A 26,242-nucleotide genomic window follows, 5' to 3' on the forward strand; every position below is an offset into this window, starting at 1 on the left:
TTAATTAAAATGTCATAGGGTACCGCAAGCTTGCGACGGCCTTATTGTAGTTGCTCTGAGATAAGTTGTTGGGTTAACTGTATTAAAAAGTTGGCTGAGGTCACGGAGAATAACAGAGTTTTTTGACAAAAATTCTAATTAAATAAAAAAACGACTCTAAAAAGAGTCGTTTGTATTGATAGGGATTATGAATGGGTATTTATCTATTTATGCGCTAGCGGCTCTTACTTTACCTTGCATTAAGTTGCTCAAAACTTCCGCTTTGGGTCCATCTGCGATTACCGCCCCTTTTTCCATCACGATAATGCGATCGACGACATCGAGCATGGAGGTTTTGTGGGTGATCAGAATAAGCGTCTCGTTCTTTTTCAGTTGCGCAAGTTGCTGTTTAATATGCATCTCTGAGCGGTTATCCATGGCACTGGTTGGCTCATCCATCAACAGTACTGGCGGACGTCCCAAAATTGCACGAGCAATTGATACCGCTTGTCGTTGCCCTCCAGAGAGCAATTGCCCCCCTTCGCCGACTTGTCGTTCTAAGCCTGCAGGGTCTTGTTGAGTAAATACGGTCACGCCAGCTCTATTCGCTGCATCCATAACATCTCGGTCATCGGCAAGCGGACGGCCTAAGGTGATATTGTCACGGATGGAGCCGTAAAACAGGTGGAAGTCTTGTGGAACACAGCCAATGTTGCGGCGAATATCGATGTGATGGAGTTGATCAATATCGGTGTCATCAATACGGACATGACCCTCAGTGGGCTTATAAAGCCCCAAAATCAGGCGCTCTAAGGTGGTTTTACCTGAACCGATTCGCCCAATAATCGCCACTTTTTCGCCAGGATTCACCGTGAGACTGAGGTTGCGAATCGAGGCAATGGGTGAATCTGGGTAGTGGAAGGTCACGTTGTCTAACTCGATTTTGCCATGCACGATTGGACGGTGGATATAGCGTTTTCCTTCCTCTTGCTCATCGGGCATCGACATGACTTGCTCAATAATCGTCATTGAGGACTTCGCTTGATTATATCGAGCAGACAATACTGACAGTTGAACCATTGGGCTAATAGCGCGCCCGCTCAACATAGTCGCAGCGATAAGCCCACCCATAGTTAGGTTGCCATCGGCAATGAGATAGACACCAAAAATGATCATACCGACGTTAGAGGCTTGTTGAACAAAACCTGCGGTATTTTGAATGCTGTCAGTAATTCGGCGGCTCTTGATATTCCAGTTGGCCATGTGCGCGACGGCTTCTTCCCAACGGAATTGGAACTGGCTTTGCGCGCCAAATAGTTTGACTGTTTCCAGCCCCGCCAAACTTTCGATTAGGTTAGCGTATTTTTGAGAAGCAAGACGTGAGCCTTCTTCAATAGCGCGGCGCAGCGGGCCTTGAATCAGTAAAGAGTAGATAACTAAGATAACGACCCCGGCGATGGGTACAAACACTAAATGCCCAGCCATTAACCAGATTAAAACCAAGAAAAGGATCGCAAATGGCAAGTCAATTAATGAGCTAATGGTTGCCGATGTGAAGAACTCTCGAATCGATTCAAATTCTTGTAAGTGGCGAGCGAACGCGCCCACAGAAGGCGGGCGAGCTTCCATGCGAATCCCAAGCACTTTACTAAACAGTTTGGAAGAAATCAGGATATCTGATTTTTTGCCCGCGACATCAATAAAGTAGCTGCGCATCAACTTCAATATTAAATCGAATAGGAAGATGACAAAGATACCGCTAGCCAGTACCCATAAGGTTTCAAACGCGAGATTTGGGACGACCTTGTCATACACCAGACGGGTAAACATCGGTGCCGCAATAGCAAACAAGTTGATCAGAATTGAAGCGATAAGAACATCGCGATAAATGTTTCTTGATTGCCATAATGTACTCCAAAACCAATGACCCTCTTTGGTTTTTAGTACTTCTGGAGAACGTTCATCGTAGCGAAACTGTTTTTTAACTAAGAAATAGCGCCCAGTGTATAGTTGCTGCAACTCGTCAATTGGGATGGAAATAGGGGCTAACCCTGACTCACCAGTGACAATTTCTGCTTCGTTGCTATCTGGGTTGACGCTGTTAAGGACACAGGCATCTCCGCCTTTTAATAGCAATACGACGGGCAACACCAGTTGCGATATCGAAGCAAGTTCTGCACGGTTCTCTTTAGCAACCAGCCCAGCTCGCTCAGCCGAGCGGGGAAACAAGAATGGCGTGAGTTTCCCCTCAGAAAGAGGCAAGCCGTTGATCAATGCTTCCGGTGAGTTGGCTAATCCGTAATAACGGCTGACATAGATTAACGCATTTAATAGTGGGTCTTGCATACTCGCTGCCTTTATATGTTCTATTTGTCGACAATGAAGCCTTGGAATACATCAATGAAATGCTCTGACAAGAAGTCGAGTTGAGCTTGAGTCTCGACCCTTGAAGCAATCGTTCTTATTCCTAAATTATGGGCAGTTCTCGAGATAGAGGTTAATGTAAATTTCTGTTTTTCATCTTCAAGATGATGTGTGTACAAGTAGTCGAGTTTCACATACGCAGGACGGAACTCATTGATGTAGTCAAGAGACTGGAAGTTTCGCCCATAGTTATCCACGCCGAAGTCTGCCCCCGCAGAACGTACCGCATTACAGAAAAGTGCTGTGTGGTGTGGAGAGTTAATGAAACAGTTTTCTGGTATTTCAAAGTGAATCAACTTAGCCAAATCTTTATGACGGTTAAGTTGCTGTGTTACCCATCGAATAAAGCTAGGTTGGGAAATACTGTTTTGTGCAATGTTAATCGCGATTGGTGCATCAAACATTGATGCCTCTTGTTTGAGTCGTTCAAGCGTGGCGGCGATTACGTACTCATCAAAGATATTACTGGCGTTAAGTTGTTCTAAAGCGAACAGGTATTGGTTAGCGCTGTAGCGTTGTCCGCCAGCTTCAATCGCACTGAATACTTCGTAGTGGTAAGTTTTACCAGAGGAAGCATTCGCAGGCTGTATGCGGAACGCAAACCAGTCGTTACTGATCGCTTCTTCAACCAGTAATTTCCATTGCTGTTTACCCATCAAGGTGCGTGAATCTTCACTGGTAATGTAACTGTAAGGCAGTTCTGGGTTTGATGTTGCATCCGCTAGAGCATTGTCCAACAGGGTTAGAATGTCTGAGGCAGAGCTGCTGCTAGAGTTATGAACCACCCCGAGCGACGCATTCGCTTTCGCCATGCCGGTTGGGTCGGCATCTAAGTCTTGAACGTAGGTGACAATGCTTTCAGCGACCAGTTTTAACTCACCCTCATCCATGTTCGGCATTACAAAACCAAACTCATCAGAAGAAATTCGCGCCAGCGATACTTGGTAGGTGTTGAGTGCAACTTTTAGGTGTTCAGAGAGCTCGCGCACCATTTGGTCGCCTGCTTCGTAACCTTTTTCATCGTAAAGGTCTTTGATAAAGCGAGCTTCGAGTAATGCGACGCCGCCGTATGCCCCTTCACTTAACCAAGCATTAAGCTGGCTCATGTAGTAAGCGCGATTACCCAATGAAGAGACCGGATCAATATAGGCACGCTCACGAAGTTGTTGGGCTTCTTTAGCTTGCGCTTTGAAGGATTCTTCCAACTGCGCCGACATACTGTTGATGCCTTCCACAACGCTAATTAAATCGGTGGTTTTTGGCAGTGGTAAAGGTTCACCAAACTTGTTTTGAGCAACGAGTTTCATTTTGGTGACGATCATATCCAATGGATTAAGCGCGCGCTTGAGCAAGAATGAGATCGCACATAAGCCAATCAATAATACAATGCAAAAAGCAATAACCAGATCTTCAAACGCGATCCATAGCTGCTGGTAAGCGCCCCCCGGGTGGCTGATGATCTCTACTTCAGCCAGTTGCATCCAACCGCTGGTCACCACACGGCTGTCGTGAATTGGCTCAAATAGATCCAACGCAACAAACCAACTGGGTACGTTGTTTGGCTTTATCGGGTATGAGCGGACGATTTCTTGATTGGTATCTAAGAAGATAAGGCGAACCACAGAGTAGCTACTGCCATCAAACAGCGCATTGATTACTGATTCCACCGCCACGGTATCCTTATCTTGGAGATAAGGTGCAAGGGCGAGGCCGACAGTATTGATGGTGTTGTTTACTTCAGAGCGTTGTTGTTGCTCAAGGAAGTTTCGAGTTGTATTGAACTCGATGACCGATACTGAAATCAGCAGCATGATAATGACTGCTATCATCCCTGCGACAAGTTGTTTATGTAAGGTCATAGTTGCTACTCATCGTAATTGATTATGGGTTTCCGTAATTGGAGTGATCGCTCGCGAGCGCGCAGATCATTCCATAAACTCAAGCGAGAAGATTTACCCGCCAGTTGTCCATTTTTCGACTTCATTAACCACAGGTTGCTACCGTTAAAACTGTAAATCGGCAGTAGATCGCGACGTTTAGTTGCCGTCATGATTTCTGGGTTGATGTTGTCCAGAATCAATGGCTCAGCTGCTGGATGAGAGTAGTAAGCAAGAACCATGTGAAACTGATTTAAACTCAATGCTTTAACATATATTAGTCGCAGTTTTTTATCTGAGACACCTAACTCAAGTAATGAGAAGTACTTGGCGATAGTAAAATCTTCACAGTCACCCGCGTTACTCCCTAAGAACTCCAGCGGCGTTGCCCAGTAATCGTTTTTTCCCCAGAGTTTATCGTCGTTGACAAAATTGAGTTGGTTAAAAAACTGATTGACTCGGGTTAACTGCTCGCGCTCCGACAACCCGCGATAGACGCTCATTTCATTTCGCCATGTAGTCACGCGTAATCCGGCACGTTCACCATAAACGCGTGTCACGCTGTCGACTAAACGTTGCTCGGTGCGATTAAGCGCTTGCGATGTTGTGGTGCCAAGCAAGCAGAGCACCGCAATGCTGACAGCCTTTAGTGCTCGTGTTTTTCTCAAACCTTTAATGTGCGGCAAACCTAACCACCTCTATTCCTTTAAGGCGTTGGTTTTTGCACTGAGGATTGGCTTGAGTAAGTAATCCATAACGGTGCGTTTACCTGTAATAATGTCGACTGACGCCGTCATTCCGGGAATGATCGGCAGTGAGTCATCTTTATTTAACGAGGTTTCATTGGTTCGTACTCTCACCAAGTAAAAGCTGTTGCCTTCTTCATCGGTGGTGGTATCGGCACTGATATGCTCCAAGGTTCCTTCTAGCCCGCCATACTTGGTAAAGTCATAAGCGCTAAATTTCACGATGGCGTGTAACTCTGGGCGAAGAAATGCGATATCTTGCGGGGCAATCTTTGCCTCGACCAGCAAGGTATCTTCACTTGGGACAATCTCGACGATATCCATCCCGGGCTGAATCACGCCACCAACGGTGTTGATGTTGAGTGTTTTTACTGTGCCCGTCACCGGCGAGACTACAACGGTACGATTCACTCTGTCTTGCAGCCCAACCGTCGACTCAGACATCGCAGATAAACGGTCTTGTGCTTCATTTAACTTTTCTTGATGCTCAGAGCGGAATTTTTGCGCCGCGTCGATACGACTCAGCATTGCTTCTTGAATAGCGGAACGCAATACCGGGACTTTAAGTTCACTTGATGTCATTTCTCGGCGGGTATCGTTGACCTGACGTTGCAGTTTGAGTAGCTCGATTCTCGGTACGACACCTTCCTCGGCAAGTGGGCGAGTGATTTCTAGCTCTTTGCGCGCAAAGCTATAGCTTTCGCGAAGGTTGCGAACTCGGGCTTGAATTTCTATCAGATCTTGCTGCTTTTGCTTGACCTGTTGGTCGATGAGTGAGAGTTGGTTACGTAACTCATTGAGGTTTTGACGATACTCAGCTTTTTGACGAGCCACCAAGCGTGGACGATTCTTTGCAAATTCTTCAGGGTAGAACAGTTTGTCATAAGAGAGTTCAACGCCTTTTTGCCAGTTGTTGTTGTCGACATCTTCATTAATTGCGACGCTGGCTAGCGAGGCTGATAGTTGAATGACGCTGGCGGTTAGGTTAGCAACCTGTTGTTCACGCTCGCGAAAGTCTGAGCGAAAACGTGTATCGTCTATCAATAGCAGTTGTTGGCCTTTCTGCACCAACTCACCTTCTTGAACCAGGATCTCTTTGACGAGTCCGCCTTCCAAGTTTTGAATAATTTGAACTTGAGAAGAGGGAACAACTTTGCCTTGACCTACGGTTACCTTGTCGATTTCTGCCCACGAAGCCCATGCAATGGCAATAAGGAAAAATAGCAGCATTAACCAAAGCATGATTCTCGCACTACTTGGCGTGTTTAGTAGTAGCGCAGCCGTTTTGTCATCCACATAATCCAACTCATCTGAGTTCAGACGGTTGTAGCTGCTTTTACTCATAACATAATTCCTAGCATCGACGATTTTTTAATTTTATTAGCTTATCAATCAAATGTTAAGCACTTGATATAAAAGATTATCCCCGCCCTATGTGAAAGTGCAGTGATGCTATTCGACTTGCATAAGCCTCTGCATGCACACAGTTTAGGGTGATTATTTCACTGGCTGAGCGTCTACTTGAAACACGATATCACCTGTGTTTGTCTGCTATAAGAGAACAAAAATAAACCAAAGGGTGATCCAGCCTTTATTTACTAAGTTAAGTCTAGCCCTAATTACCCTCGTGCACTTGAGTTATCAATAATATGGGCGCACAATCACGCAAAAATGTTCAGGAGAGAATATGGAACTTGAAGATATTCGACGTGAGTACACAAAAGGTGGCTTGCGTCGTAAAGATTTATTGAGTGACCCTATCGACCAATTCAATTTTTGGCTCAAGCAAGCGATTGATGCCAAAATGATGGATCCTACAGCCATGACTGTGGCAACTGTTGATGAAACAGGTCAACCTTACCAACGTATCGTCCTACTAAAACACTGTGATCAAGATGGGTTTGTTTTTTACACCAACTTAGGCAGTCGAAAAGCGCAGCATATTGAGCATAATGCCAAAGTGAGTTTGCATTTCCCATGGCATAACCTTGAGCGTCAAGTGAATGTGATAGGTGTCGCTGAAAAGCTTACGACCGTGGAAAATATGAAGTACTTCACTTCACGCCCGAAAGAGAGCCAGTTGGCCGCTTTGGCGAGTAAGCAAAGTAGCCGTATTAGTGCTCGTGGTGTGTTAGAAGGTAAGTTTTTAGAGCTAAAACAGAAGTTTGCTAAGGGTGAAATCCCTGTACCATCATTCTGGGGTGGCTACCGAATCAGGCCAACAACCATTGAGTTTTGGCAAGGCGGTGAACATCGTCTTCACGATAGATTCCTCTATTCGCAAGAGTCAAGCCAATGGATAATTGACCGTCTTGCTCCGTAAAGTATACAAAACGCCGCTTCGTTTAAGAGCGGCGTTTTTTATACAGGTTCGGTAAGGAAGGTTTATAGGGGGACTATTCGGTGAGTTCCGTCACCAACTCATTGTGAATCACTACTGAGAGCTGCGTTTTTAGCATGGTTTGTGGAATATAAGAGCCATAACCGCGTTCTAGCGCTAAGTCGACCAGATGCGCCTTGCTGTGGGCGTTAAACTTAGCTCTTAGGCGTGCGACGTAACCTTCGAAGGTCTTAATTGAAATTCCCATCGCTTCCGCTATGTAGGTTGGCTTTTTGCCATACAGCATTAAAAACAGCACTTCTTGTTCTCTCGGTGTCAGCTTTTCACTTCCCGGAGAAGAGACTTCCCACTTGGTGACTTTAAGATCGGAGAGAATTCCGGTTGCCCGACATACCCAGTGACCGACTTCTAAAATAGCGGTATCGGTGAGATCTTGACCAAAGAAAATTGTGCCTTGCACTTCGCCTTGAGCATTATACCAAGGCTTTTTACTGAAAATGTGCGCACGCCATGAGCCATCAGGGTAGGGGTGAACATCCAACACTTTAATCGAACATTGTTGTTCGATAACGAGTTGGTCTTGGGCACGAAAATCTTGTGCGCAGTTGGAGGTTTGGCAAGGAACATCTTGATCTGATAGACCGATGAGTTGCTCTGAAGTTTGAAAGCCAACGAGTTGAGCATAGGCTGTATTAGCGTATACAAAGACAGAATTTAAGTCTTTGCACCCCCAGTAGCCAGGAAGCTGGTTGACCAGCGAATCAACACTCATATCCACTGATTTCACCTATAATTATTTTTTATTGTTTTGAATGATAAAATGGTACGTCATTCTAATTGATGATGAAATAAAAAAAGCCAGACATCTCACAATATCTGGCAAATACAAGAATAACTCTTGTCGACGTGTAGAAGAGGTTCTACGACTCAGCGAGGGTCAGCCGAGCAATAGATGTATCAACAATACGATTACTGATACCGTGACCAAACGCGCTAGCGCCTGACCACGGGGCTAATGTATCGCGTGGGCTTAGATCGAGAAAGGGGGGAAATCCCCCCTTCGATTTATAAATGTGATCTCGGGCTAGTTAATTGCCCTAACTACGCGAAATCCAACGTAATTTGCCGCACTTGATGGTGATAAGTAGAGGCGTTCATAGGCTACGGCTTGAGCCGGAGAGAAGTTCCAAGCTCCGCCTTTGGCTACGCCTTGCTGATGATTGGTCCATTGCCACACATTTCCGACCGCATCGTAGATGCCGAGAGAGTTTGCTGGGAAGGCTGTAACAGGAGACGTGCTGATATTAGCCCATGGAGAACTGCTCCAGCCGGTGTTTGCATCACCAGAGACAAAATGATTCCCCCACCAGTAGTCTTCTTGACTGCCGGCGCGAGCTGCAATTTCCCATTCATCTTCGCTTGGTAATCGGTATTGATGGCCTGTTTGACTTGAAAGCCATTCAACATAGGCTTCGGCATCATTACGGCTGACACAGACCACTGGCGAGTTGGCTGCTTGTTTAAAGCCTGGATTACGCCAATAGCTTTTGGCTACCGCTGTCACTTCACCATTTTCTAGCGCAGTGCAGGTATTTTTTAACTCAGCATCGGTCTGGTAGTCGGTTTGACGAACGAAATGATCAAAATCCCCTACCGTGACAGGTGTCGCACCGATTCCGAAAGCATGATCAAGGAAGAATTGATTTGAAGCGTTCTCGCCAAGCATATATTCACCAGGAGTGACCGCGACCATCTGTGGTGCTTTCATGCCGTTTCCAATTAGGTCGGCAAACTGATCGCCCGCCTTCAACTCGTTGGCATTTTGTTTGAGATTGGCTCTAAAGTTGCGGTCCCCATTCAGCGCGATATCTTGCTTAAAGGTCTTGTAGCCATCTTTTTTGATCACCAAATGATGTTGACCCACTGGCAGCATAATCTCGACCGGCGTACTGCCGTAAGAGACACCGTCGACAAATACGCTGTCATTGTATTGGTTAGAACGTATCGCTAATGTCACCCAAGCAATTTCTTGTTCATCTTGGAACTGTTGACCCGAGACATAACCAGGGGCAAAGCAGTATTGCTTGTCGACGCCAAGTAAAGTACAGGCGGTTGTCTCACTAGGGCGGGCCTCTAGTGCCACATCCATCAATGTTTGGTAGCGCTGACCATCATAAAACCCTGCCTTAGTCGTTTTATGGCGCAGTACATGAATGTTGAACGAGGCTTTATTGGCATTCGCTTGTACCAACGAAGCTTCAGTGACTTGATCAATTAACTGTGTCTGGAAGGTTTTTACTGCTTTTTGCAATGCCAGTTCACGCGTTTGCGCATCACATTGTGCAAGCGTCATATCGGATTGACAGCGATTGGTAAAGCCAACGCTGACTTCTTGCTCAGGGGTTAACTCATTTTTAAGCCGTTCAACACGCGCACGGATTTTCGCACTGTCAAACTGTGCGATCTCTTCTTCGATAGCACGCACTTGTGCTTGCTGCGTGATTAATTGTTGTTGGGCTTCTTCAAGGCTCTGCTCGGCACTGAGCTGTTGGCTTTGGTTCTGTTTTAGTTGCTTCCAAACATCTTGGTAGGCAGCTTGTGTCGCTGCTAGATCGACGCTTGGGTCATCAATCATTCGTTGGTAATCAGTTTCTAACTGAGTTTTTGCCGCTAAGAACTTTTTATTGAGTGATGCGCCCTGTTGCGTTATTTCCGCTAACTCATCCTTGCGCTGAGCAACGATTGTTTGTTGTTCATTACGAGTCTGCTGGGCATTTTTTAGTTCGGCATGTTTCGAAAATAGCTGATCTTCAATTGCTACCACCGAGTCTGCGGTTGTGGATTCTGCAACAGCAGAAGCACTGATAAGACAGGGGGCAAGTGCCAAAAAAAGAGTCGAGAAACGTGTTCGCATCGTCGTATATCTATCTAAAGTTAAATTTATTGGGGTATTTTATACGAAAACGCCATTTTGTCTTAAGTTTCCTCTGGATAACTTAGAGTCAAAATGGCGCTTTAGTTCAGCTTTGTGAATTGGCTCGTTTTATTGTAAAGAACAAGTTATCTTAGCTTTGTTCATTTGAGCGCAGTTTTACCCATACCGTATCGTTGTGCGTGATGGTCACTTCACGGTTGTAGGTTTGGTAACCTTGTTTGGAAACCGTTACTTTGTGTAGACCTTTCGGTAGCATTAGCTCAACAGGAGTGCTGCCGTATTTTACACCGTTGATCACCACGTTATCGTTGTACTGATCTGAACGTACCGTTACGCTCACCCAGTTTTTATCTTGTTGCTTCTTTTGCGCGATTGACTCGTCTTTCAAACAGTAGCGTGAAGAAACGTTCAACATCTTACATGCTGCGGTCGCTTCAGGTTTGGCTTGAAGTTGCGCTTGAAGTTCAGTGAAGTAACTGTTGTTACCTTCAAAACCGGCACGGATGATTTGGCTTTCTTGAACGTGCACGTTCAACTGAACACCATTGGCATTTTGCTTCGCGAGGTTTGCTTCTGTCAGTCTATCCATCAGCTTCGCTTTAAATGCTTTCACCGCTTTTTGTTTTGTTAGTTGTTGACCTTGGCTAGTACACTCACCCAGCGTCATCGTTGCAGAACAAGTCGTTTTAAAACTGGTTTGAATCACATCGCTTTCACTCAGTTCCGCTGCTAGGCGCTTAACTCGAGCTTCAACTTTTTGCTCTTCTAGATAAGTAAATTCTGCTTTTAGGCGAGCTTGTTTCTGCTTAATTTGAGAAAGGCGAACTTCGCTTTCTGTCGCTAACTGCTGGTTCTCAAGCATCTCAGACTGATTTTGCTTAACCGAAGCCCATGCATCTTGATACTCCTTTTGGAAGCTCATTAAATCGATGTCAGGATCGTCAAGTAGTCGGCTGTACTGCTTGTCTAGCGCAGATTTTGCTCGATTACGCTTAGCATTCAGTTCCTGCTCATCACGCTTTAGTTTGGCGTTTTCATTTTGCAGTTGCTGAAATCGTTGAGCTTCAGAATCGTACTCAGCTACGGTAGTACTAAGTTCTGATTGTTTGTTGCTTAGTTTTTCATCGATGACAGCAACAGGATCAGCGGAAGCTTCTTCTGCAGCTACCGAAGTCGATAGCCAAAATGGGCTTAGCGCGAGCAATAGCGCTGGGATGCGACGTGTGATCATAAGTCTCTACAACAAGTAAGTTTTAATTCACTGAATATTATTAATATATAAGACATTGGTTTGACAGTCCTTTGTATCAATACTGTCGCACATAAGTGTCTTGCATATCCTTCGGCACTTAAGGATTCATAGACTACCATAAGTTTATAAAAATAAACCTAAAGTGCTACTCATTATTTTGTGCACTTCACGGAAATAAGCAAGAAAAGATTACAGTTACACCCGTTGGAGTGGAACTAGAAGTGACATTGACCGTAATTTATGTGCACTTGATCATTCTTCCGAGCGTTTTTTTTACTCAATTGGATGATTTTTATACAGAAAGGCAAAGGGCGCAGCGTGAGGCTTGAATGAGTTTCGTCACCAAAGTTAACGCAAGGTGCTCTTCAATACCTCGCTTGAGGTGGTTTTTACTGTCTATCCTGAGGTTACTTGGCTATAAAATTATTATACCATCCGTTTAAAACTGGCCTTTGCTGTAGCGATTTATGAGCGACGAAAACAAATCTTCCTCCCCAACACCGAGTTTGCTGGTGCCAAAACCTGCGGAGCTGGTGACTTTGCCTTCCTATATGGATTGTCATGACCATTACTACACGCAGATTGTGATTGGACTTAAAGGGCAAGCGGAATTTGAAGTTAATGGGGTTGGCAACTTAGTCGGTCCAGGGCAGGGGTGTGTGGTGACTTCGGGTTCTGGTCATGCATTTGGTGGCGTGTTCGAGCAATCCGACATTTTGGTATTAAACATGCCATTACCGAGTCAGACCGAGCCTCTGATGCTGAAAAAGCTTAATGAGCTTAACCAAAAAGACGTTTATTTTCAGTTGGATGTGCAAATTCAACGCTTAATACAGATGTTGGTGGCAGAAATGCAAGCCAGCCCAGATGACTTACTACTTAGCCGTGCCTGTAATGATACTGTGATGGCATTGCTGCAGCGCCACACATCCACATTACAAGTTAGCCGCAAAGAGTCTCGTTTTGATTTGGACGCCATCGACCGTTATATCGAGCAACATTTGACACAAAAGATCTCAGTCGCACAGCTCGCAGGCAGTGTTTTCTTGGGGGAGAGTCAGTTTCACAGCTTGTTCAAAGAGCAGTTGGGCGTGACACCACATCAATATGTGCTGTCGAAACGAATCGATATGGCTAAGCAGTTAATTGAGCAGCGCAACTTAACACTTGGACAAATTGCTGAGCTCACGGGGTTCTCTGGGCAAAGTACATTTGCTCATGCCTTCTCACGTCTTCAAGGACTGTCGCCCTCTCAATATAAGAAACGATTTGGTTAATTTAGAAAACAAATAGGGCTTAATATTTTGCTTTTGTTGGTGTGATCATGTTTTTGTTTTGTTAAATATCGAAGTTTTAAGCAAATAATCCGGAGTTTTTGACAAGTATTCTCTCTGCCCTCACAATACACTGCTCGCCATTGTAGTAAACCCGCTTAACAATTAAGCAGGTGTGAGATTGAGGAATACGTATGTTTACAGCAACAGATGTGTTGAACGCTGAGTTTATCGAGCAGCCGCTAGATAAACTGTGGGCGTTGATCTCGCCACTTTATATGGTGGACGAATCACAATGGCTTGAGCAACTTCTCCCTTTGGCGACGCCAAGTGAGCCAGAGAATGCGCAGATAGCACAACAAACAACGCAATTAATCGAAGCCATCCGCGCAGATAAAAAATCCGTTCAAATGATTGATGCCTTGTTACTTGAGTACAGCTTAGATACTCAAGAAGGGATCTTATTGATGTGTTTGGCTGAAGCGCTGATGCGTATTCCAGATGCTGACACAGCGGATGCGCTGATCCGCGATAAACTCAGTGTGGCAGATTGGAAGTCTCACCTTAAGAATTCAGATTCGGTGTTTGTTAATGCCTCTACTTGGGGGTTGATGCTAACAGGCAAGGTGGTTGGTTTAGGTGCCAACCAGCAACCAAGTCCAAGCCAAGCAGTGAATCGCTTAGTTAACAAGTTGTCTGAGCCAGTGATTCGTCAAGCAATGAATCAAGCGATGAAGATAATGGGTCATCAGTTTGTTTTAGGGCGCAGTATCCACGAGGCACAGAAAAATGGCCTAGCTATGCGTGAGAAAGGCTTTACCTACTCATACGACATGCTTGGTGAGGCGGCGTTAACTGCTGCCGATGCAAATAAGTACTTTAAAGACTATCTGATGGCAATTGAAGCTGTGGGCAGAGATATCTCCGCGACAACTGCCTCGCCTGCACCATCAGTTTCTATCAAGTTATCTGCGTTACATCCCCGCTACGAAGTGGCGAATCAAGCTCGTGTAATGACTGAGTTACATGACATCTTGCTACAACTGCTGACTCGAGCAAGAGAGCTTGATGTTGCTATCACCATTGACGCTGAAGAAGCTGATCGACTTGAGCTGTCGCTAAAGTTATTTGCCAAATTGTTCCAACACCCGACTGTGCAAGGGTGGGGCAAATTTGGTTTGGTGATTCAAGCCTATTCTAAACGTGCATTGCCAGTGTTGGTTTGGTTGAACCGTTTAGCCAAACAGCAAGGCGATGTGATTCCTCTTCGCTTAGTGAAAGGGGCGTATTGGGACAGTGAGATCAAGTGGTCTCAACAGGCGGGTTATGAAAACTACCCGGTGTATACCCGCAAAGAGTCAACGGATGTTGCTTATCTTGCCTGCGCTCGCTTCTTATTGAGTGAAGGGGTACGCGGCAATATTTACCCGCAGTTTGCGAGTCACAATGCTCAAACTGTCACTTCAATCGCGCAGATGGCGACACATCGAGATTATGAATTTCAGCGTCTGCATGGTATGGGGGAATCTCTCTATAACCATGTTATGACCACATATCAGCAGCCCGTGCGTATTTATGCTCCTGTTGGTAGCCATAAAGATCTTCTGCCTTATTTGGTTCGCCGTCTCCTTGAAAATGGCGCAAATAGCTCTTTTGTTCATCGTTTGGTCGATGCTCGTTGTCCTGTTGAAAGTTTGACGGTTCATCCGGTCGATGCGCTGACTCAGTTTGAAAGTTTAAGTAACCGCTCTATCCCGCTGCCACGTGATATTTTCCCAAATCGAAAAAACTCGTTGGGAATTAATATTGATATCGAAAGCGAAGCGCTGCTTTTGGAACCGCAAGTGGCACAATGGATGACGCATCAATGGCACCTTGGTCCTGTGATTAATGGACAGTCAGTTGACGAAAGCATGATCAAGGAAAAGGCAGAGCAAGTTGTGGTGACCGCCCCTTATGACCGTCGTATCGAAGTTGGAACCATGACTTTCTCCAACCTTGATCATGTTTCCGAAGCGATCGCCGGAGCGGAGCTCGCGTTTACCACTTGGCACTCTTTACCGTTTGCTGAAAGAGCAAAACCATTGGAGAAACTGGCGGATTTATTGGAGCAAAATCTCGCCGAGTTGGTAGCGCTGTGCCACAAAGAGGCGGGCAAAACCATCCATGATGCGATTGATGAAGTGCGTGAAGCTGTCGACTTTTGCCGTTTTTATGCCAAGCAAGAATCAGCGCTCGCGCCTATCTCGGTCGCGAGCTTTGACGGCACTGATAAACAGGTCACTCGCCAGGGGCGTGGTGTGTTCGTTTGCATTAGTCCTTGGAACTTCCCTTTGGCAATTTTCCTCGGGCAAGTGACGGCGGCGTTAGTTGCTGGCAATACCGTTGTAGCAAAACCTGCTGAGCAAACCAGCTTAATTGCTGCGCGAGCGGTTGGGCTGATGTTAGAGGCCGGTTTCCCTGCTGGTGTTATTCAACTCGTCGTGGGTAAGGGCGCTGAAATTGGTGCGGCACTGACTTCCCATCCTGCCATCGCAGGCGTTGCGTTTACCGGTTCAACGTTAACGGCGCAGCGAATCAATCAATCCCTTGCTAAGAGAGAGGCAGCTCCAGTGCCTTTGATTGCTGAAACTGGCGGGCAAAATGCAATGATCGTTGATAGCACAGCACTGCCTGAGCAAGTGGTGCGAGATGTGATTCGTTCTGCATTTGCTTCTGCTGGACAGCGATGCAGCGCGTTACGTGTGCTGTATGTGCAAGAGGATATCGCTGACCGCATCATTGGATTGATTCATGGCGCAATGAACGAGCTATCGGTTGGATTACCTTATCTGCATGCGACTGACGTTGGCCCTGTGATTGATAGTGGGGCAAAGCAAAAACTCATAAAGCATATCGACTCAATGGCAAGCCAATACAAAACGGTGGCCCAACTGACGTTAGGTGACGCTTGTGAGCACGGTGACTTTGTCGCACCTTGCGCGTTTGAAATTGATGACATTCGCTCTCTTGGAGAGGAGCAGTTTGGCCCAATCTTGCATATTGTGCGTTACAAAGCGAAAGAGTTAGCGCAAGTGATTGCCCATATTAATCAAACAGGGTTTGGTCTGACATTGGGTATTCATAGCCGCAATGAAACCACTTACCGCTGGATTGAGAAGCATGCCCGCGTAGGCAACAGTTACATCAATCGCGATCAAGTTGGTGCTGTGGTGGGTGTGCAACCTTTTGGAGGTCAGGGGTTATCAGGAACAGGACCAAAAGCTGGTGGCCCACACTACTTATTCCGATTCACACAAACTGCCGTTAGCCAATAAGAGAAGGAGATTCCAATGGTGCATCATGTTGCTAATTTTACCAATGCCTTCTCTGCTTGGGAGAACTGGAACTTAACCGACTTTGAGTCCAAAAGTGAATGCCTACTTTCACTCAAAGCCTCACTACAAAATCCGTTGCACGCCGCCGTTGTGGGCTTTCACCTACAGCAAGCGGAGCAATTACTTTCATTTACTCATCAGTTAGTTGGACCTACTGGCGAAACTAACGAGTTATACACGGCGGGGCGAGGCGTAACGGTTATCGCCGCAGACGTGGTGAGTGAACAAGCTCAACTCGCGATAGTGGCGCAGTGCACAGCAGCGTTGATTGCTGGCAACAGTGTGATTGTATGCAGCGATGATAGCGAGTTTACTCAAAATTTCGAGGCGGCTTATCAACAGTCGTCTCTGCCAACAAACTTGATGCATTTTGCTTCTTTTGAAGCATTGAATCAGGTGCTTGAATCTGATGTTCGTGCAGTAGGTTTTATTGGTTCATCCGAAGGGGAGAGAAGTCTTAACCGCCAATTGGCTGCGCGCGATGGTGCGATTGTGGCCTTAGTGTCGGAGACAGACTTAGCCACGCAAACGGTGGCGCACGATCCCCACCTATCACTCAGATTTATCACTGAGAGAACCAGAACAATAAATATAACAGCAGTGGGCGGCAATGCGACTTTACTGGGGGCTGTCGATTCCGATTAGGCTCGATGGTTCAAAGGCTCGCCAGCTCATAAATCCGTTTACTGATATGCCATGGAGGACATAGCAGTGAACGGATATTCTAAAAAAAGAGGAAAATCTAATGGAAAATAGCTTTGCTATTACAACCACGTTTATCGCCTATTTGATTCTAATGTTAGCGATTGGCGTGATTGCTTATCAACGAACGAAAAACTCGACGGATTATTTCTTGGGTGGACGTTCACTTGGACCTTGGCCTGCTGCACTGTCGGCAGGGGCATCAGATATGAGTGGCTGGTTGCTACTTGGTCTGCCGGGTTACGCGTATGCTGCAGGTATTGAAGCATTTTGGCTCGCAGGTGGTCTGCTAGTCGGTACTTGGGCTAACTGGCTGATCAGTGCGAAACGTCTGCGTACCTATAGTATTACTACGGATTCGTTAACAATCCCTGAGTTTTTCTCGCGTCGCTTCAATGACAATTCAAAATTGATTCAAACCATTTCTGCGTTCTTCATTTTGTTGTTCTTCCTTTTCTACACCAGTTCTGGTTTGGTTGCGGGCGGTAAGTTATTTGAGACTGTCTTTGGTTTAGAGTACTCAACGGCGGTGATCATTGGCACAGTATGTGTTGTTTCCTACACCCTGTTCGGTGGATTCCTAGCCGTTTCTTGGACTGACTTGGTGCAAGGCTTACTGATGTCTGCGGCGCTGTTAATTGTACCGATTGCAGCAATGCAAGGTGGTTTTAGTGATATCGCTAACCAACTAGAAGCAATGAACCCTGAGCTTTTGACACTGTGGAATGACTCAAAAGGACAACCACTTTCTGCTGTTGCGATTATCTCGTTAGTTGCGTGGGGCCTTGGCTACTTTGGTCAACCCCATATCTTGGCGCGTTTTAAAGCGACACGCAGCAACAAAGATTTGACCACCGCTCGCCGTATTGCAGTAGTGTGGACAGGTTTGTCTATGCTGGGGGCTATGATGGTGGGTGTTGTGGGCCTAATTTATGTTCATAGCACAGGCAATCTCTCTCTCGATGATGGTGAGAAGATCTTTATGCTGTTGGTAAACGCCATGTTCCACCCAGTTGTTGCAGGTATCTTACTGGCGGCAATTTTGGCGGCAATCATGAGTACAGCAGATTCGCAACTTTTGGTTTCTTCTTCGGCACTTGCTGAGGACTTCTACAAGCAAGTGTTTAAGAAAGATGCGAGCTCGGAAGAAGTAGTGATGGTTGGTCGTGTTGCCGTTATTGCCATTTCAATTGTGGCGTTGGTTTTAGCGATGACACCAGATAGTTCAGTGCTAGGTCTTGTTTCTTACGCGTGGGCAGGTTTTGGTGCTGCGTTTGGTCCTGCAATGGTACTGAGTTTGTATTGGTCACGTATGAATCGCAATGGTGCGCTGGCGGGTATCATCGTTGGTGGTGTGACGATTGTGGTTTGGAAGCAACTGACTGGTGGGATCTTCGATATGTACGAAATCGTACCGGGAATCGTATTCTCAACTCTCGCGATTGTCGGGGTGAGCCTTGCAACGGAAGAGCCAGACGAGACAGTGAAAGCGCAATATCAACAGTTCGAAAAGCAACTGCGCGAACTGCCGTAGTGGCAAAGAGGCTTGCCAAACTAACCTTATTGGGTAGGCCTCTAATTTGTTGATAAATTGTGAAACATTTCAGCCCTGCTAGCAGGGCTTTGTTATTTTTCCACTCAGTAATCTATTCTGTGTCACAAATTTATTTTTTTTACTTCATTGTTTGGAACTAGAAGCCTATAACTATGTCCATTCCATAGACGACTGAATCACCAGGGAGAATGGGGAAATGCCAAAAATGTATTGCGATTGCTGTCATAAACAGACGGCGCACAAGGTTGTGTTGAAACGTTGCGGAAACGATAACGAGTCATTATTGCGAACATTGGCGTGTTTTTTCTCTACCGTGCTGCGTGGTGATCACTATGTAAAAATGGAAAAACAGTATTTTTGTCGTGCATGCAATCGCCAAAATGAACCTCAGCCAACGGCGATGGCAAATATTAAAACGGCTTAACAAATTTTTACCTAAGCCTGTTTTTCAAATTCTGATTACTGTGATTAAATTGTGCTGATTTTGTTTGATTATTAGCAATGATTTAAGCGGTGTATCATGGAATTGGATCGAATTGATCGTGAAATACTACGCATCCTGCATGCGCACGGAAGGCTGCCGATTGTAGAACTTGCTAAGCGAGTTAACCTCACCACATCCCCTTGTTCTGATCGAGTTAAAAGGCTTGAGAAAGACGGCTTTATCTTAGGCTACCATGCAGAACTTAACCCTGAAAAACTAGGCTTTGATGTTCAGGTCTTTATTCATATACGGCTCGATCAAACCTGTTTTTCGGTGTTTGAAAAGTTTGCCCAAGCTGTTAATGAGCTACCAGAAATTGAAGAGTGTTACTCTCTTTCAGGTGATTTCGACACCATGATTAAAGTTCGGGTTAAAAGCATGAAAGAGTACCAGTACTTTATGTCTACGAAGCTCGGTAGCCTACCTGGGGTTATTCAGTCACGCAGCGAAGTGGTCATCCAAGAACATAAATCCAGCAATGGTTTGAGTGCTGAGCAGCTTTAATTGAAAGTGGGTAATATGCAGGTTTGGTGCAGGGGGATAATGATACTCTCCCCCTGTTCGTACAAGAGATGGGCGCTAACTCTCAATAATTACTTGTGAGTTTAATCGACCCATACAGGACTGGCTGGTTGCTGGTAGTGCTTAAACATCAATTCAATATCGTCGGATAGAACACGGCTTTTAGAAAGTTCAGGTAGTTTGTCTCGTTCGAAAAAATCGATATCCGAGATCTCTATGTTGGTTAGAGGTACACCTGATTCGAAGGTGCACAGGAAAAAGAACTTATAAATATGCTGTGCGTATCTGGGTATATAAGGGTGTGAATCGCGATCTTTAATCGCCACCAATTTCGGATTGCATACCTTAAAGCCAGACTCTTCGTATACTTCTCGAATAATACCTTGAGATGGCGTTTCACATACATCTGCCCACCCTCCGGGCAATGTCCAACAATTGTCATCTCGTTCACGAACGAGCAGAATTTTATTGTCTTTGATAACGCCTGCACGCAAATCGACTTTTGGGGTCGGATAACCAGACTCTGGAATAAACAAGTTTTCAATTTTGGCTACGGGCTCTTCGGCCAGTTCTGCTAACATTTGATGAGATATAGAAGCAATTTCGTCAAAGCGTTCAAGATCAAACTTATCTTTAGAGTACGCTTTACCTGTTTGACTAATGGCTTGAAGCCTCTTTACCCAGTCTATCCATTGATTCATCGTTGTTCCCCAAGATACTCACATTCTACAACCGAAGTAATTCTATCATTGTATTGCGCCAACTAAGGCAAAGGCGAACCTTGAGTTCGCCTTTGTTGTGGTCAATGTTTGATTTACGCAAAGTAGGAGGAGATGACGCCAATGACACCGCCAAACACTCCGCCCCAAACGACTAGCCAACCAAGATGCTCTTTAATCATCTTTTGTACCATCTCTTTGACCAATTTTGGTGTCAGTTCACTAAGGCGTTGATCAATGATGTTTTCAATGTTGGTTTTGATTTCATCCATCATAGCTGGTGCTTCAAGCTGCTCTTTCAGCGCCTCTTTGACGGCATTGCTTTGGCTGATATCAATGATCGACTGCTGCATTTTTTCAACAAATGGCTGCTTAAGCGGTTGTAGGGCTTCTGAACCTCCGAACATTGCCAGCATGCCTCCAAAAGATGACTTCTCGATAACATCAACCAGTGAATCAAACGTAGGGTTGAGATCAATCTTCTCAATAACAGGCTCAAGGTTGAGTGTTTTTCCCGTCGCCATTTCACTGCTTAAGAACTTGTCGATATTAGACTCGTTAAAGAACTGTTCCATCATTAAGTTCTTAATCGCGAGTTTAAACTCTTCAAAGCGAGCAGGTATCACACCTGAACCATACAGCCCAGGGACTTTTTCGAACAACATATGAACCGCAAGCCAGTTGGTTATCGCGCCTGAAAAGGCAAAAAGACCCGCGTAGTAAGCTAATTGGTTGTTGTAGATATGACCGCCTGCCAATAGGGCAAGCGCAATGATATTGGTAAGTAAGCTCTTGTTCATTTTGAAAACAGTCAGTTCTAGAATGCGGGGAGTATAACCAAGAGTGACACAAGCAAAAAGCCCTCTTTGGTAGAGGGCTTTGCTTATTACATTTGCTTGGAAGGTTCACTCATCATTCTATCTGCTCGGAATCCTCTTCCGCGCCAAGAAATCCACCCGTCTGGTGAGCCCAAAGTTGAGCATATATTCCCTGATTTTTCAGCAGTTGCTGGTGGGTTCCTTGCTCAACAACTTGGCCTTGGTCAAGGACAATCAGGCGATCCATTGCTGCAATAGTCGAGAGACGGTGGGCAATCGCTATCACAGTTTTGCCTTCCATCAATTCATACAGACTTTCTTGGATGGCGGCTTCTACTTCTGAGTCTAGCGCTGATGTAGCTTCATCGAGCACCAATAACGGCGCGTCTTTAAGTAGAACGCGCGATATCGCAATACGCTGGCGTTGACCACCTGACAGTTTAACCCCTCGCTCACCCACTTGTGCATCGTAACCAACATTCCCAAACGGGTCGTTGAGTGTTTGAATGAATTCATGTGCGTGTGCTTGTTGAGTGGCACGTAGCAGCTCATCTTCACTCGCGTTTGGTTTTCCGTAAAGGATGTTTTCACGAATAGAACGGTGCAGCAAAGAAGTATCTTGTGTAACCATACCAATGCTACCTCGCAACGACTCTTGAGTGACGTCAGAGATCACCTGTCCGTCAATTTTGATCTGTCCTTCTTCAACATCATGAAAGCGGAGCAATAAGTTCACGAGTGTTGATTTTCCGGCTCCAGAACGGCCGACTAAGCCAACTTTCTCACCGGGCTTAATGTGCAGATTCAGATTGCTGATAACGCCTTTTTCTTTATCTCCATAATGGAAACTGACGTTATCAAACTCAATACCACCTTGATGCACGGTAAGAGGTTTAGCATCGGCTTTATCTTGGATATCAATCGGTTTTGACAGTGTTTTCATACCATCGACTACGGTACCCATGTTTTCAAATAGAGCGCCAACTTCCCACATTATCCACATCGACATGCCGTTAATACGTAGCGCAAGGCTGATGGCAATTGCTATCGCACCAACGCTGATTGCACTGTCCATCCACAGATAGATTGATAGCGCGCCAATTGCGAACACCAGTAAGTAATTGGTGATTTCTACCGCCACATCAAAACCAGTCACTAAACGCATTTGACGATAAACGGTCTGCAGGAAGCCTTGCATCCCTTCTTCTGCGTATTCGGTTTCGCGGTCACTGTGAGAAAAAAGTTTCACGGTTGAGATATTGGTATAGCTATCAACAATACGTCCGGTCATCAGTGAGCGAGCGTCCGCTTGCTCCGTCGCGACTTGCTTGAGTCGTGGTACGAAGTAAATTTGGATTCCGATATAAGCGGCAAGCCAAACTAACATTGGGATCATCAAGCGCCAGTCTGCTTGCGCTAGTAAAACGATCATTGAGGTAAAGTAAACAGAGACATAGACAAATACATCCATGCTCTTCATCACCGTTTCACGCACAGCCAGCGACGTTTGCATCACTTTGGTTGCGACACGCCCTGCGAAGTCATCTTGGTAAAAGTTCACGCTTTGCTTAAGCAAATAGCGGTGAGCGAGCCAACGAATCGACATTGGGTAGTTGCCAAGCAATGCTTGATGAACCAGCAACGAGTAACCCACCACCATCACAGGCATGACGATCAGCAGTAAGACGCCGTAGAACATCAAGTCAGCTTGGTTTTGCTGCCAAAAAGTTTCTGGATTGCTGCTTGATAGCCAATCAACCAAGTTACCCATCGCGCCAAATAGGGTGACTTCAACAATGGCGACGATTGTTGCCATGATAGACATAATGATTAGCGGGATCTCAAAACCGCGCGTGTAATAGCGACAAAAAGCGAAAATGCCTTGCGGTGGTTGAGTGGGCTCCTTTTGGGGAAAAGGCTGGGTAAACCCTTCGAATTTCTTAAACATATTTCGTCCTAGCGCAGTAAAGGAAGAAGCGAAAATGCGATTTCACTGCGTATCAGTATGTTATCGTTTTACCTACAAAAATGTAACCATATAAAGCGAAGCGTGATTGAGATATAGCTCGGAATTATCTTTAGGGTACGATTGACAATAAAAATTATGGTTTTATTGCGTATTTGCCAATTAGATCCCTTTTTAACCACTTAATTTACTTAAAAGTCAGTAATTTTTTTGTTAGCTTTGCATTTACAATCATCTAATAAATTATAAAAATGGAGTTTGTAAAGATGTTGCAAAAGCAAACCCTAGAACATTTAACTAATCCAACGCGAAATAAACATAATGCTAACTGTGTGGTAATGGTGCCACCAAAAGAATTTGGCTTTAATCCAGAAACAGCCAAAGACAATGAGTTTCAACAAGGCTCTGCTTTAAATAGCGAAGAACTGCGGGCGCAGGCTATGGCGGAGTTTGAAAACATGGTCGCGCAGTTACGCAGTGCTGGTATTCAGGTGGTCGTGCTTGATTATCAAGTGGGTGAACAGCCAACACCTGATGCAGTATTCCCTAACAACTGGTTTAGTACTAACTATCGAGGCGAGCTCTATACTTTTCCTATGGCGTGTGAGAACCGTCGGCGTGAAGTGAGATTAGCTGAACTGCGTGAAGCGCTTGAGATGGCGGGAAGACATATCGAAAGTGTTCACTCGCTAGAACATAACTTAGAGCAACAAGCGTTTCTCGAAAGTACGGGTGTGATGATCTTCGATCACATCAATAAAACGGTTTATGCTGCGTTATCTCAACGTTGTGATCGTGATGTATTAGAGCAGTTTGCTGCAATGGCCGGCTACTCACGAGTTGTTTCATTCCAAACCGCGTTACCGTCAGGGAAGCCTATCTATCATACTAATGTGATGTTAGCGATAGGGGAGCGATTCTGTGTCATTTGCGATGAAGTTATCCCGCAATATGAGCGCACTTTTGTGTTGAAGTCACTGGCTAAAGACAAGCAAATCATCTCGATTACATTGGAACAGATGAATGCGATGTGCGGTAACGTTTTGCAACTTGAGTCAATTAATGGCGAGAAGGTTATTGCGATGTCGCAAACCGCTTATAACGCTTTTACCCAAGCACAACGAAACCAACTTGCTAGCCATGGTCGTATACTGCCATTTGATGTGAATACGATTGAGACCGTTGGTGGTGGAAGCGTACGATGCATGTTAGGTGAAGTGTTCTTACCCGCTCGTTCAAAGTTTCTATAAAAAAGGTCAGCACTGAGCTGACCTTTTTACTCAATCAATGACGATTAACGTGAGCGTTCTGCGTACTTTTCAAGCCCAAGTACCAGAGCAACAGCCGCGAGCATCATCACGATAGCTATCACCAATTGAGAAGGCTGATTAAACATCTGCTCAAACTCAAATGGCGATAAGTTGTGCTGTATCAGAGGAACTTGCTCACCTTTTGAGTTAGTGCGCCAAGAGATGGTCTCTTTCCAAGGCCAGATTTTTGGCAGCGTACCAATCATCAAACCAGTTAAAAACATTAAAGTGGTGTCTCGAAAGCGTTTCAACAGCCAAGAGAGCACATGTGAGAAACTCAGTAAACCAAGCACACAGCCGGTTAAGAACAGCGCCAGAATCGCAATATCAAATGATTTTACTGCAGCAAGAACCGGTGTATACATACCGATCAATAGCAAGATAAAGCTGCCAGAGATCCCTGGTAATATCATCGCGCAGATTGCGATAGCCCCTGCTATTAACACATTGATGCTTGTTGGCTCCATATGAAGTGGCTTCAAGATGGTAATGCAATATGCAAAGGCGACACCAAGCAGTAGGAATACCCAACGGCTAACGGTTTTTTGCTCAACCTGTTTGAGAATATGTACGACTGAAACCAAAATCAGACCAAAGAAGAAAGACCAAATTGGAATTGGGTGCGTGACCAATAGCCAAGAGATCAGTTTGGCAAGCGTGGCAATACTGGTGAAGACGCCCCCAAATAAGGCAATCAAGAAGAAGCCATTGATATGATTGAACGCGGCTTTGAACCCATCACGTTTCCAGAGAGAGAGGATACTCGGATTTATGCGACGGATGCTTTCAAGTAAGGTGTCGTAAATGCCGGTAATGAATGCAATGGTGCCACCGGATACACCCGGAACCACATCGGCAGCGCCCATGGCGATACCTTTAAAAAAAGTGCTTAAGTAATTCATTCTAGTTTTAAAAAGTTCGAGATGGCATGAGTATACCGATCTTGATATCAAAAAAGTATGAAAACAGAGCCGCAATCCGCCTAGAAAACGAGAATAGAGTCCGAAATGTGGCTATTGCAGTGACAATTTACTGCCATCAAATTTGAGGTTGTCTAACAAAGCTCGAGCGACTTTTTTCCCTTCATCATTGAACATAACGCCATAGCGACGTTTCTGAGAAGCTTGTTTGACGTTACAGATTCGTCCGGTCAACGGTTGGAACTGCTGACCTCTTGTCGCTTCAGTGCTCAGGTGCAACTCAACCGTTTCTCCGACACTAAAGGGTCGAGATAGTGACGAAGTGACATAGAGACAACCACTTTTGGAGAGATCTTTTATGTCGCAATCAATGCGGTGGTTCGTACTGTGAGCTTTGGCGTTTAAGCTGACTTCATATCGAGGTTCGTTGCGAAGTGGTGCAGCTTGCATGGTTTGAGGTATCGACATCGCGATCATCGCGATCGGAGTCCGTATTACATGGAGAATCTGGCTGCGAAAAGTTAACACCGCGCCTTCACCTCGTGGTGAGATTGCGTTAATTGTTGCCCAAAAACCTTCCTGAAAGAAGGCTTGGAGCTTGTCCTCATTCAGCTTTGGCAACTCCAGCAAAATCATATGATTCGAGTGAGTTCCTATGAGGTTACTCTTAGCGCGAAATCCGGTGCCCACGGGCGTCACGATGTTGACACTGAGCTCGCGACCATGATCCAGCATTGCTAAGCCATCAATGCTTTTTATTGTGGTCTGTATTTGTGCAGTGCCACCATTCTGTTGAGCAGATGTTGCAGAAGAAGTCCCTTGTAGGGTATTCATTAAGCCACCATTTGTCCCATTTAGTACTGGGTATTTTTGTCGACTGATTAGGTGTACTAACCAGCAAAAGGGGTTTTGCTTAATTCTATTTCTGCTTGAACGAGAGTTCAAACCTGAAATGCGATATATATTTGAGTTGCTTATCAATTCTATAAAGTAACTAACCTTTGGATGCAAACACATGCAACAATTGTTAGTCTTGAACGT

Annotated in this window: 20 protein-coding genes; 8 read left to right on the forward strand and 12 right to left on the reverse strand. The window is 45.3% G+C overall.

Going from position 1 to position 26,242, the window contains the following annotated elements:
- Positions 1–207: 207 nt before the first annotated feature.
- From GZK95_RS15730 to GZK95_RS15745, 4 genes are all read right to left on the reverse strand, one after another.
- Positions 208–2,325, reverse strand: a complete 2,118-nt coding sequence (locus GZK95_RS15730; protein ID WP_075705918.1) for a type I secretion system permease/ATPase — start codon at positions 2,323–2,325, stop codon at positions 208–210.
- Between the two features lie 20 nt (positions 2,326–2,345).
- Positions 2,346–4,262 (reverse strand): bifunctional diguanylate cyclase/phosphodiesterase, encoded by a 1,917-nt coding sequence (locus GZK95_RS15735; protein ID WP_075715494.1) that lies wholly within the window; start codon positions 4,260–4,262, stop codon positions 2,346–2,348.
- 5 nt (positions 4,263–4,267) lie between these two features.
- Positions 4,268–4,915: a transglutaminase-like cysteine peptidase gene (locus GZK95_RS15740; protein WP_225623977.1), complete on the reverse strand. Its 648-nt coding sequence runs from the start codon at positions 4,913–4,915 to the stop codon at positions 4,268–4,270.
- 63 nt (positions 4,916–4,978) lie between these two features.
- Positions 4,979–6,370 carry an HlyD family type I secretion periplasmic adaptor subunit gene (locus GZK95_RS15745; RefSeq protein ID WP_075705920.1) on the reverse strand — a complete coding sequence of 464 codons (1,392 nt, stop codon included), beginning with the start codon at positions 6,368–6,370 and terminating at the stop codon, positions 4,979–4,981.
- Between the two features lie 343 nt (positions 6,371–6,713).
- Here GZK95_RS15745 and pdxH point away from each other — a divergent pair, with 343 nt between their 5' ends.
- Positions 6,714–7,349: a pyridoxamine 5'-phosphate oxidase gene (pdxH, locus tag GZK95_RS15750; RefSeq protein ID WP_075705921.1), complete on the forward strand. Its 636-nt coding sequence runs from the start codon at positions 6,714–6,716 to the stop codon at positions 7,347–7,349.
- A gap of 73 nt (positions 7,350–7,422) precedes the next feature.
- Here the strand turns inward: pdxH and GZK95_RS15755 are convergent, their stop codons facing one another.
- The 3 genes from GZK95_RS15755 to GZK95_RS15765 form a co-directional block, all read right to left on the reverse strand.
- Complete coding sequence (locus GZK95_RS15755; RefSeq protein WP_075706237.1) at positions 7,423–8,139, reverse strand: helix-turn-helix transcriptional regulator; 717 nt, start codon at positions 8,137–8,139, stop codon at positions 7,423–7,425.
- 312 nt (positions 8,140–8,451) lie between these two features.
- Positions 8,452–10,281 carry an SUMF1/EgtB/PvdO family nonheme iron enzyme gene (locus tag GZK95_RS15760; RefSeq protein WP_075715493.1) on the reverse strand — a complete coding sequence of 610 codons (1,830 nt, stop codon included), beginning with the start codon at positions 10,279–10,281 and terminating at the stop codon, positions 8,452–8,454.
- A 151-nt stretch (positions 10,282–10,432) separates the two neighbouring features.
- A complete protein-coding gene (locus tag GZK95_RS15765) occupies positions 10,433–11,533 on the reverse strand; it encodes a PEGA domain-containing protein (protein ID WP_075705923.1) in 1,101 nt (366 codons plus the stop codon).
- A 488-nt stretch (positions 11,534–12,021) separates the two neighbouring features.
- On the opposite strand from GZK95_RS15765, the gene GZK95_RS15770 reads away from it, so the two are divergent.
- The 6 genes from GZK95_RS15770 (at position 12,022) to GZK95_RS15795 (ending at position 19,450) form a co-directional block, all read left to right on the forward strand.
- Positions 12,022–12,831: an AraC family transcriptional regulator gene (locus GZK95_RS15770; protein WP_075705924.1), complete on the forward strand. Its 810-nt coding sequence runs from the start codon at positions 12,022–12,024 to the stop codon at positions 12,829–12,831.
- 191 nt (positions 12,832–13,022) lie between these two features.
- Entirely contained in the window at positions 13,023–16,145 is a 3,123-nt protein-coding gene (gene putA, locus GZK95_RS15775) for a bifunctional proline dehydrogenase/L-glutamate gamma-semialdehyde dehydrogenase PutA (RefSeq protein WP_075715492.1), read from the forward strand.
- Between the two features lie 15 nt (positions 16,146–16,160).
- Positions 16,161–16,850, forward strand: a complete 690-nt coding sequence (locus tag GZK95_RS15780; RefSeq protein ID WP_075715491.1) for a 1-pyrroline-5-carboxylate dehydrogenase — start codon at positions 16,161–16,163, stop codon at positions 16,848–16,850.
- A 100-nt stretch (positions 16,851–16,950) separates the two neighbouring features.
- Positions 16,951–18,441 (forward strand): sodium/proline symporter PutP, encoded by a 1,491-nt coding sequence (gene putP / locus GZK95_RS15785; RefSeq protein ID WP_075715490.1) that lies wholly within the window; start codon positions 16,951–16,953, stop codon positions 18,439–18,441.
- A gap of 217 nt (positions 18,442–18,658) precedes the next feature.
- Positions 18,659–18,886: a hypothetical protein gene (locus tag GZK95_RS15790; protein WP_075705928.1), complete on the forward strand. Its 228-nt coding sequence runs from the start codon at positions 18,659–18,661 to the stop codon at positions 18,884–18,886.
- A gap of 96 nt (positions 18,887–18,982) precedes the next feature.
- Positions 18,983–19,450: an Lrp/AsnC family transcriptional regulator gene (locus GZK95_RS15795; protein WP_075705929.1), complete on the forward strand. Its 468-nt coding sequence runs from the start codon at positions 18,983–18,985 to the stop codon at positions 19,448–19,450.
- A 101-nt stretch (positions 19,451–19,551) separates the two neighbouring features.
- On the opposite strand, the gene GZK95_RS15800 is transcribed toward GZK95_RS15795, so the two are convergent.
- The 3 genes from GZK95_RS15800 to GZK95_RS15810 form a co-directional block, all read right to left on the reverse strand.
- Positions 19,552–20,169 carry an NUDIX hydrolase gene (locus tag GZK95_RS15800; protein ID WP_075715489.1) on the reverse strand — a complete coding sequence of 206 codons (618 nt, stop codon included), beginning with the start codon at positions 20,167–20,169 and terminating at the stop codon, positions 19,552–19,554.
- Between the two features lie 113 nt (positions 20,170–20,282).
- Positions 20,283–20,987: a DUF445 domain-containing protein gene (locus tag GZK95_RS15805; protein ID WP_075715488.1), complete on the reverse strand. Its 705-nt coding sequence runs from the start codon at positions 20,985–20,987 to the stop codon at positions 20,283–20,285.
- 112 nt (positions 20,988–21,099) lie between these two features.
- Positions 21,100–22,953, reverse strand: a complete 1,854-nt coding sequence (locus tag GZK95_RS15810) for an ABC transporter ATP-binding protein (protein WP_075715487.1) — start codon at positions 22,951–22,953, stop codon at positions 21,100–21,102.
- Positions 22,954–23,237: 284 nt separating this feature from the next.
- Between GZK95_RS15810 and GZK95_RS15815 the strand changes: the two genes are divergently transcribed.
- Complete coding sequence (locus GZK95_RS15815; protein WP_075705933.1) at positions 23,238–24,221, forward strand: arginine deiminase-related protein; 984 nt, start codon at positions 23,238–23,240, stop codon at positions 24,219–24,221.
- A 44-nt stretch (positions 24,222–24,265) separates the two neighbouring features.
- Here the strand turns inward: GZK95_RS15815 and GZK95_RS15820 are convergent, their stop codons facing one another.
- Entirely contained in the window at positions 24,266–25,183 is a 918-nt protein-coding gene (locus tag GZK95_RS15820; protein ID WP_075705934.1) for a DUF368 domain-containing protein, read from the reverse strand.
- Between the two features lie 111 nt (positions 25,184–25,294).
- Positions 25,295–26,035 carry a flagellar brake protein gene (locus GZK95_RS15825; RefSeq protein WP_075715486.1) on the reverse strand — a complete coding sequence of 247 codons (741 nt, stop codon included), beginning with the start codon at positions 26,033–26,035 and terminating at the stop codon, positions 25,295–25,297.
- Positions 26,036–26,242: the final 207 nt, after the last annotated feature.

The sequence above is a fragment of the Vibrio panuliri genome (genome assembly GCF_009938205.1).
Lineage (GTDB): Bacteria > Pseudomonadota > Gammaproteobacteria > Enterobacterales > Vibrionaceae > Vibrio > Vibrio panuliri.

Bases quoted from the DNA above. Each gene is read 5' to 3' on its own strand.
- GZK95_RS15730 (WP_075705918.1), bottom strand. From the start codon at position 2,325: ATGCAAGACCCACTATTAAATGCGTTAATCTATGTCAGCCGTTATTAC.
- GZK95_RS15820 (WP_075705934.1), bottom strand. From the start codon at position 25,183: ATGAATTACTTAAGCACTTTTTTTAAAGGTATCGCCATGGGCGCTGCC.
- GZK95_RS15770 (WP_075705924.1), top strand. From the start codon at position 12,022: ATGAGCGACGAAAACAAATCTTCCTCCCCAACACCGAGTTTGCTGGTG.
- GZK95_RS15795 (WP_075705929.1), top strand. From the start codon at position 18,983: ATGGAATTGGATCGAATTGATCGTGAAATACTACGCATCCTGCATGCG.
- GZK95_RS15780 (WP_075715491.1), top strand. From the start codon at position 16,161: ATGGTGCATCATGTTGCTAATTTTACCAATGCCTTCTCTGCTTGGGAG.
- GZK95_RS15810 (WP_075715487.1), bottom strand. From the start codon at position 22,953: ATGTTTAAGAAATTCGAAGGGTTTACCCAGCCTTTTCCCCAAAAGGAG.
- GZK95_RS15825 (WP_075715486.1), bottom strand. From the start codon at position 26,035: ATGAATACCCTACAAGGGACTTCTTCTGCAACATCTGCTCAACAGAAT.
- GZK95_RS15760 (WP_075715493.1), bottom strand. From the start codon at position 10,281: ATGCGAACACGTTTCTCGACTCTTTTTTTGGCACTTGCCCCCTGTCTT.
- GZK95_RS15735 (WP_075715494.1), bottom strand. From the start codon at position 4,262: ATGACCTTACATAAACAACTTGTCGCAGGGATGATAGCAGTCATTATC.
- GZK95_RS15790 (WP_075705928.1), top strand. From the start codon at position 18,659: ATGCCAAAAATGTATTGCGATTGCTGTCATAAACAGACGGCGCACAAG.
- GZK95_RS15800 (WP_075715489.1), bottom strand. From the start codon at position 20,169: ATGAATCAATGGATAGACTGGGTAAAGAGGCTTCAAGCCATTAGTCAA.
- putP (WP_075715490.1), top strand. From the start codon at position 16,951: ATGGAAAATAGCTTTGCTATTACAACCACGTTTATCGCCTATTTGATT.
- GZK95_RS15815 (WP_075705933.1), top strand. From the start codon at position 23,238: ATGTTGCAAAAGCAAACCCTAGAACATTTAACTAATCCAACGCGAAAT.
- GZK95_RS15745 (WP_075705920.1), bottom strand. From the start codon at position 6,370: ATGAGTAAAAGCAGCTACAACCGTCTGAACTCAGATGAGTTGGATTAT.
- putA (WP_075715492.1), top strand. From the start codon at position 13,023: ATGTTTACAGCAACAGATGTGTTGAACGCTGAGTTTATCGAGCAGCCG.
- GZK95_RS15805 (WP_075715488.1), bottom strand. From the start codon at position 20,987: ATGAACAAGAGCTTACTTACCAATATCATTGCGCTTGCCCTATTGGCA.
- pdxH (WP_075705921.1), top strand. From the start codon at position 6,714: ATGGAACTTGAAGATATTCGACGTGAGTACACAAAAGGTGGCTTGCGT.
- GZK95_RS15755 (WP_075706237.1), bottom strand. From the start codon at position 8,139: ATGAGTGTTGATTCGCTGGTCAACCAGCTTCCTGGCTACTGGGGGTGC.
- GZK95_RS15765 (WP_075705923.1), bottom strand. From the start codon at position 11,533: ATGATCACACGTCGCATCCCAGCGCTATTGCTCGCGCTAAGCCCATTT.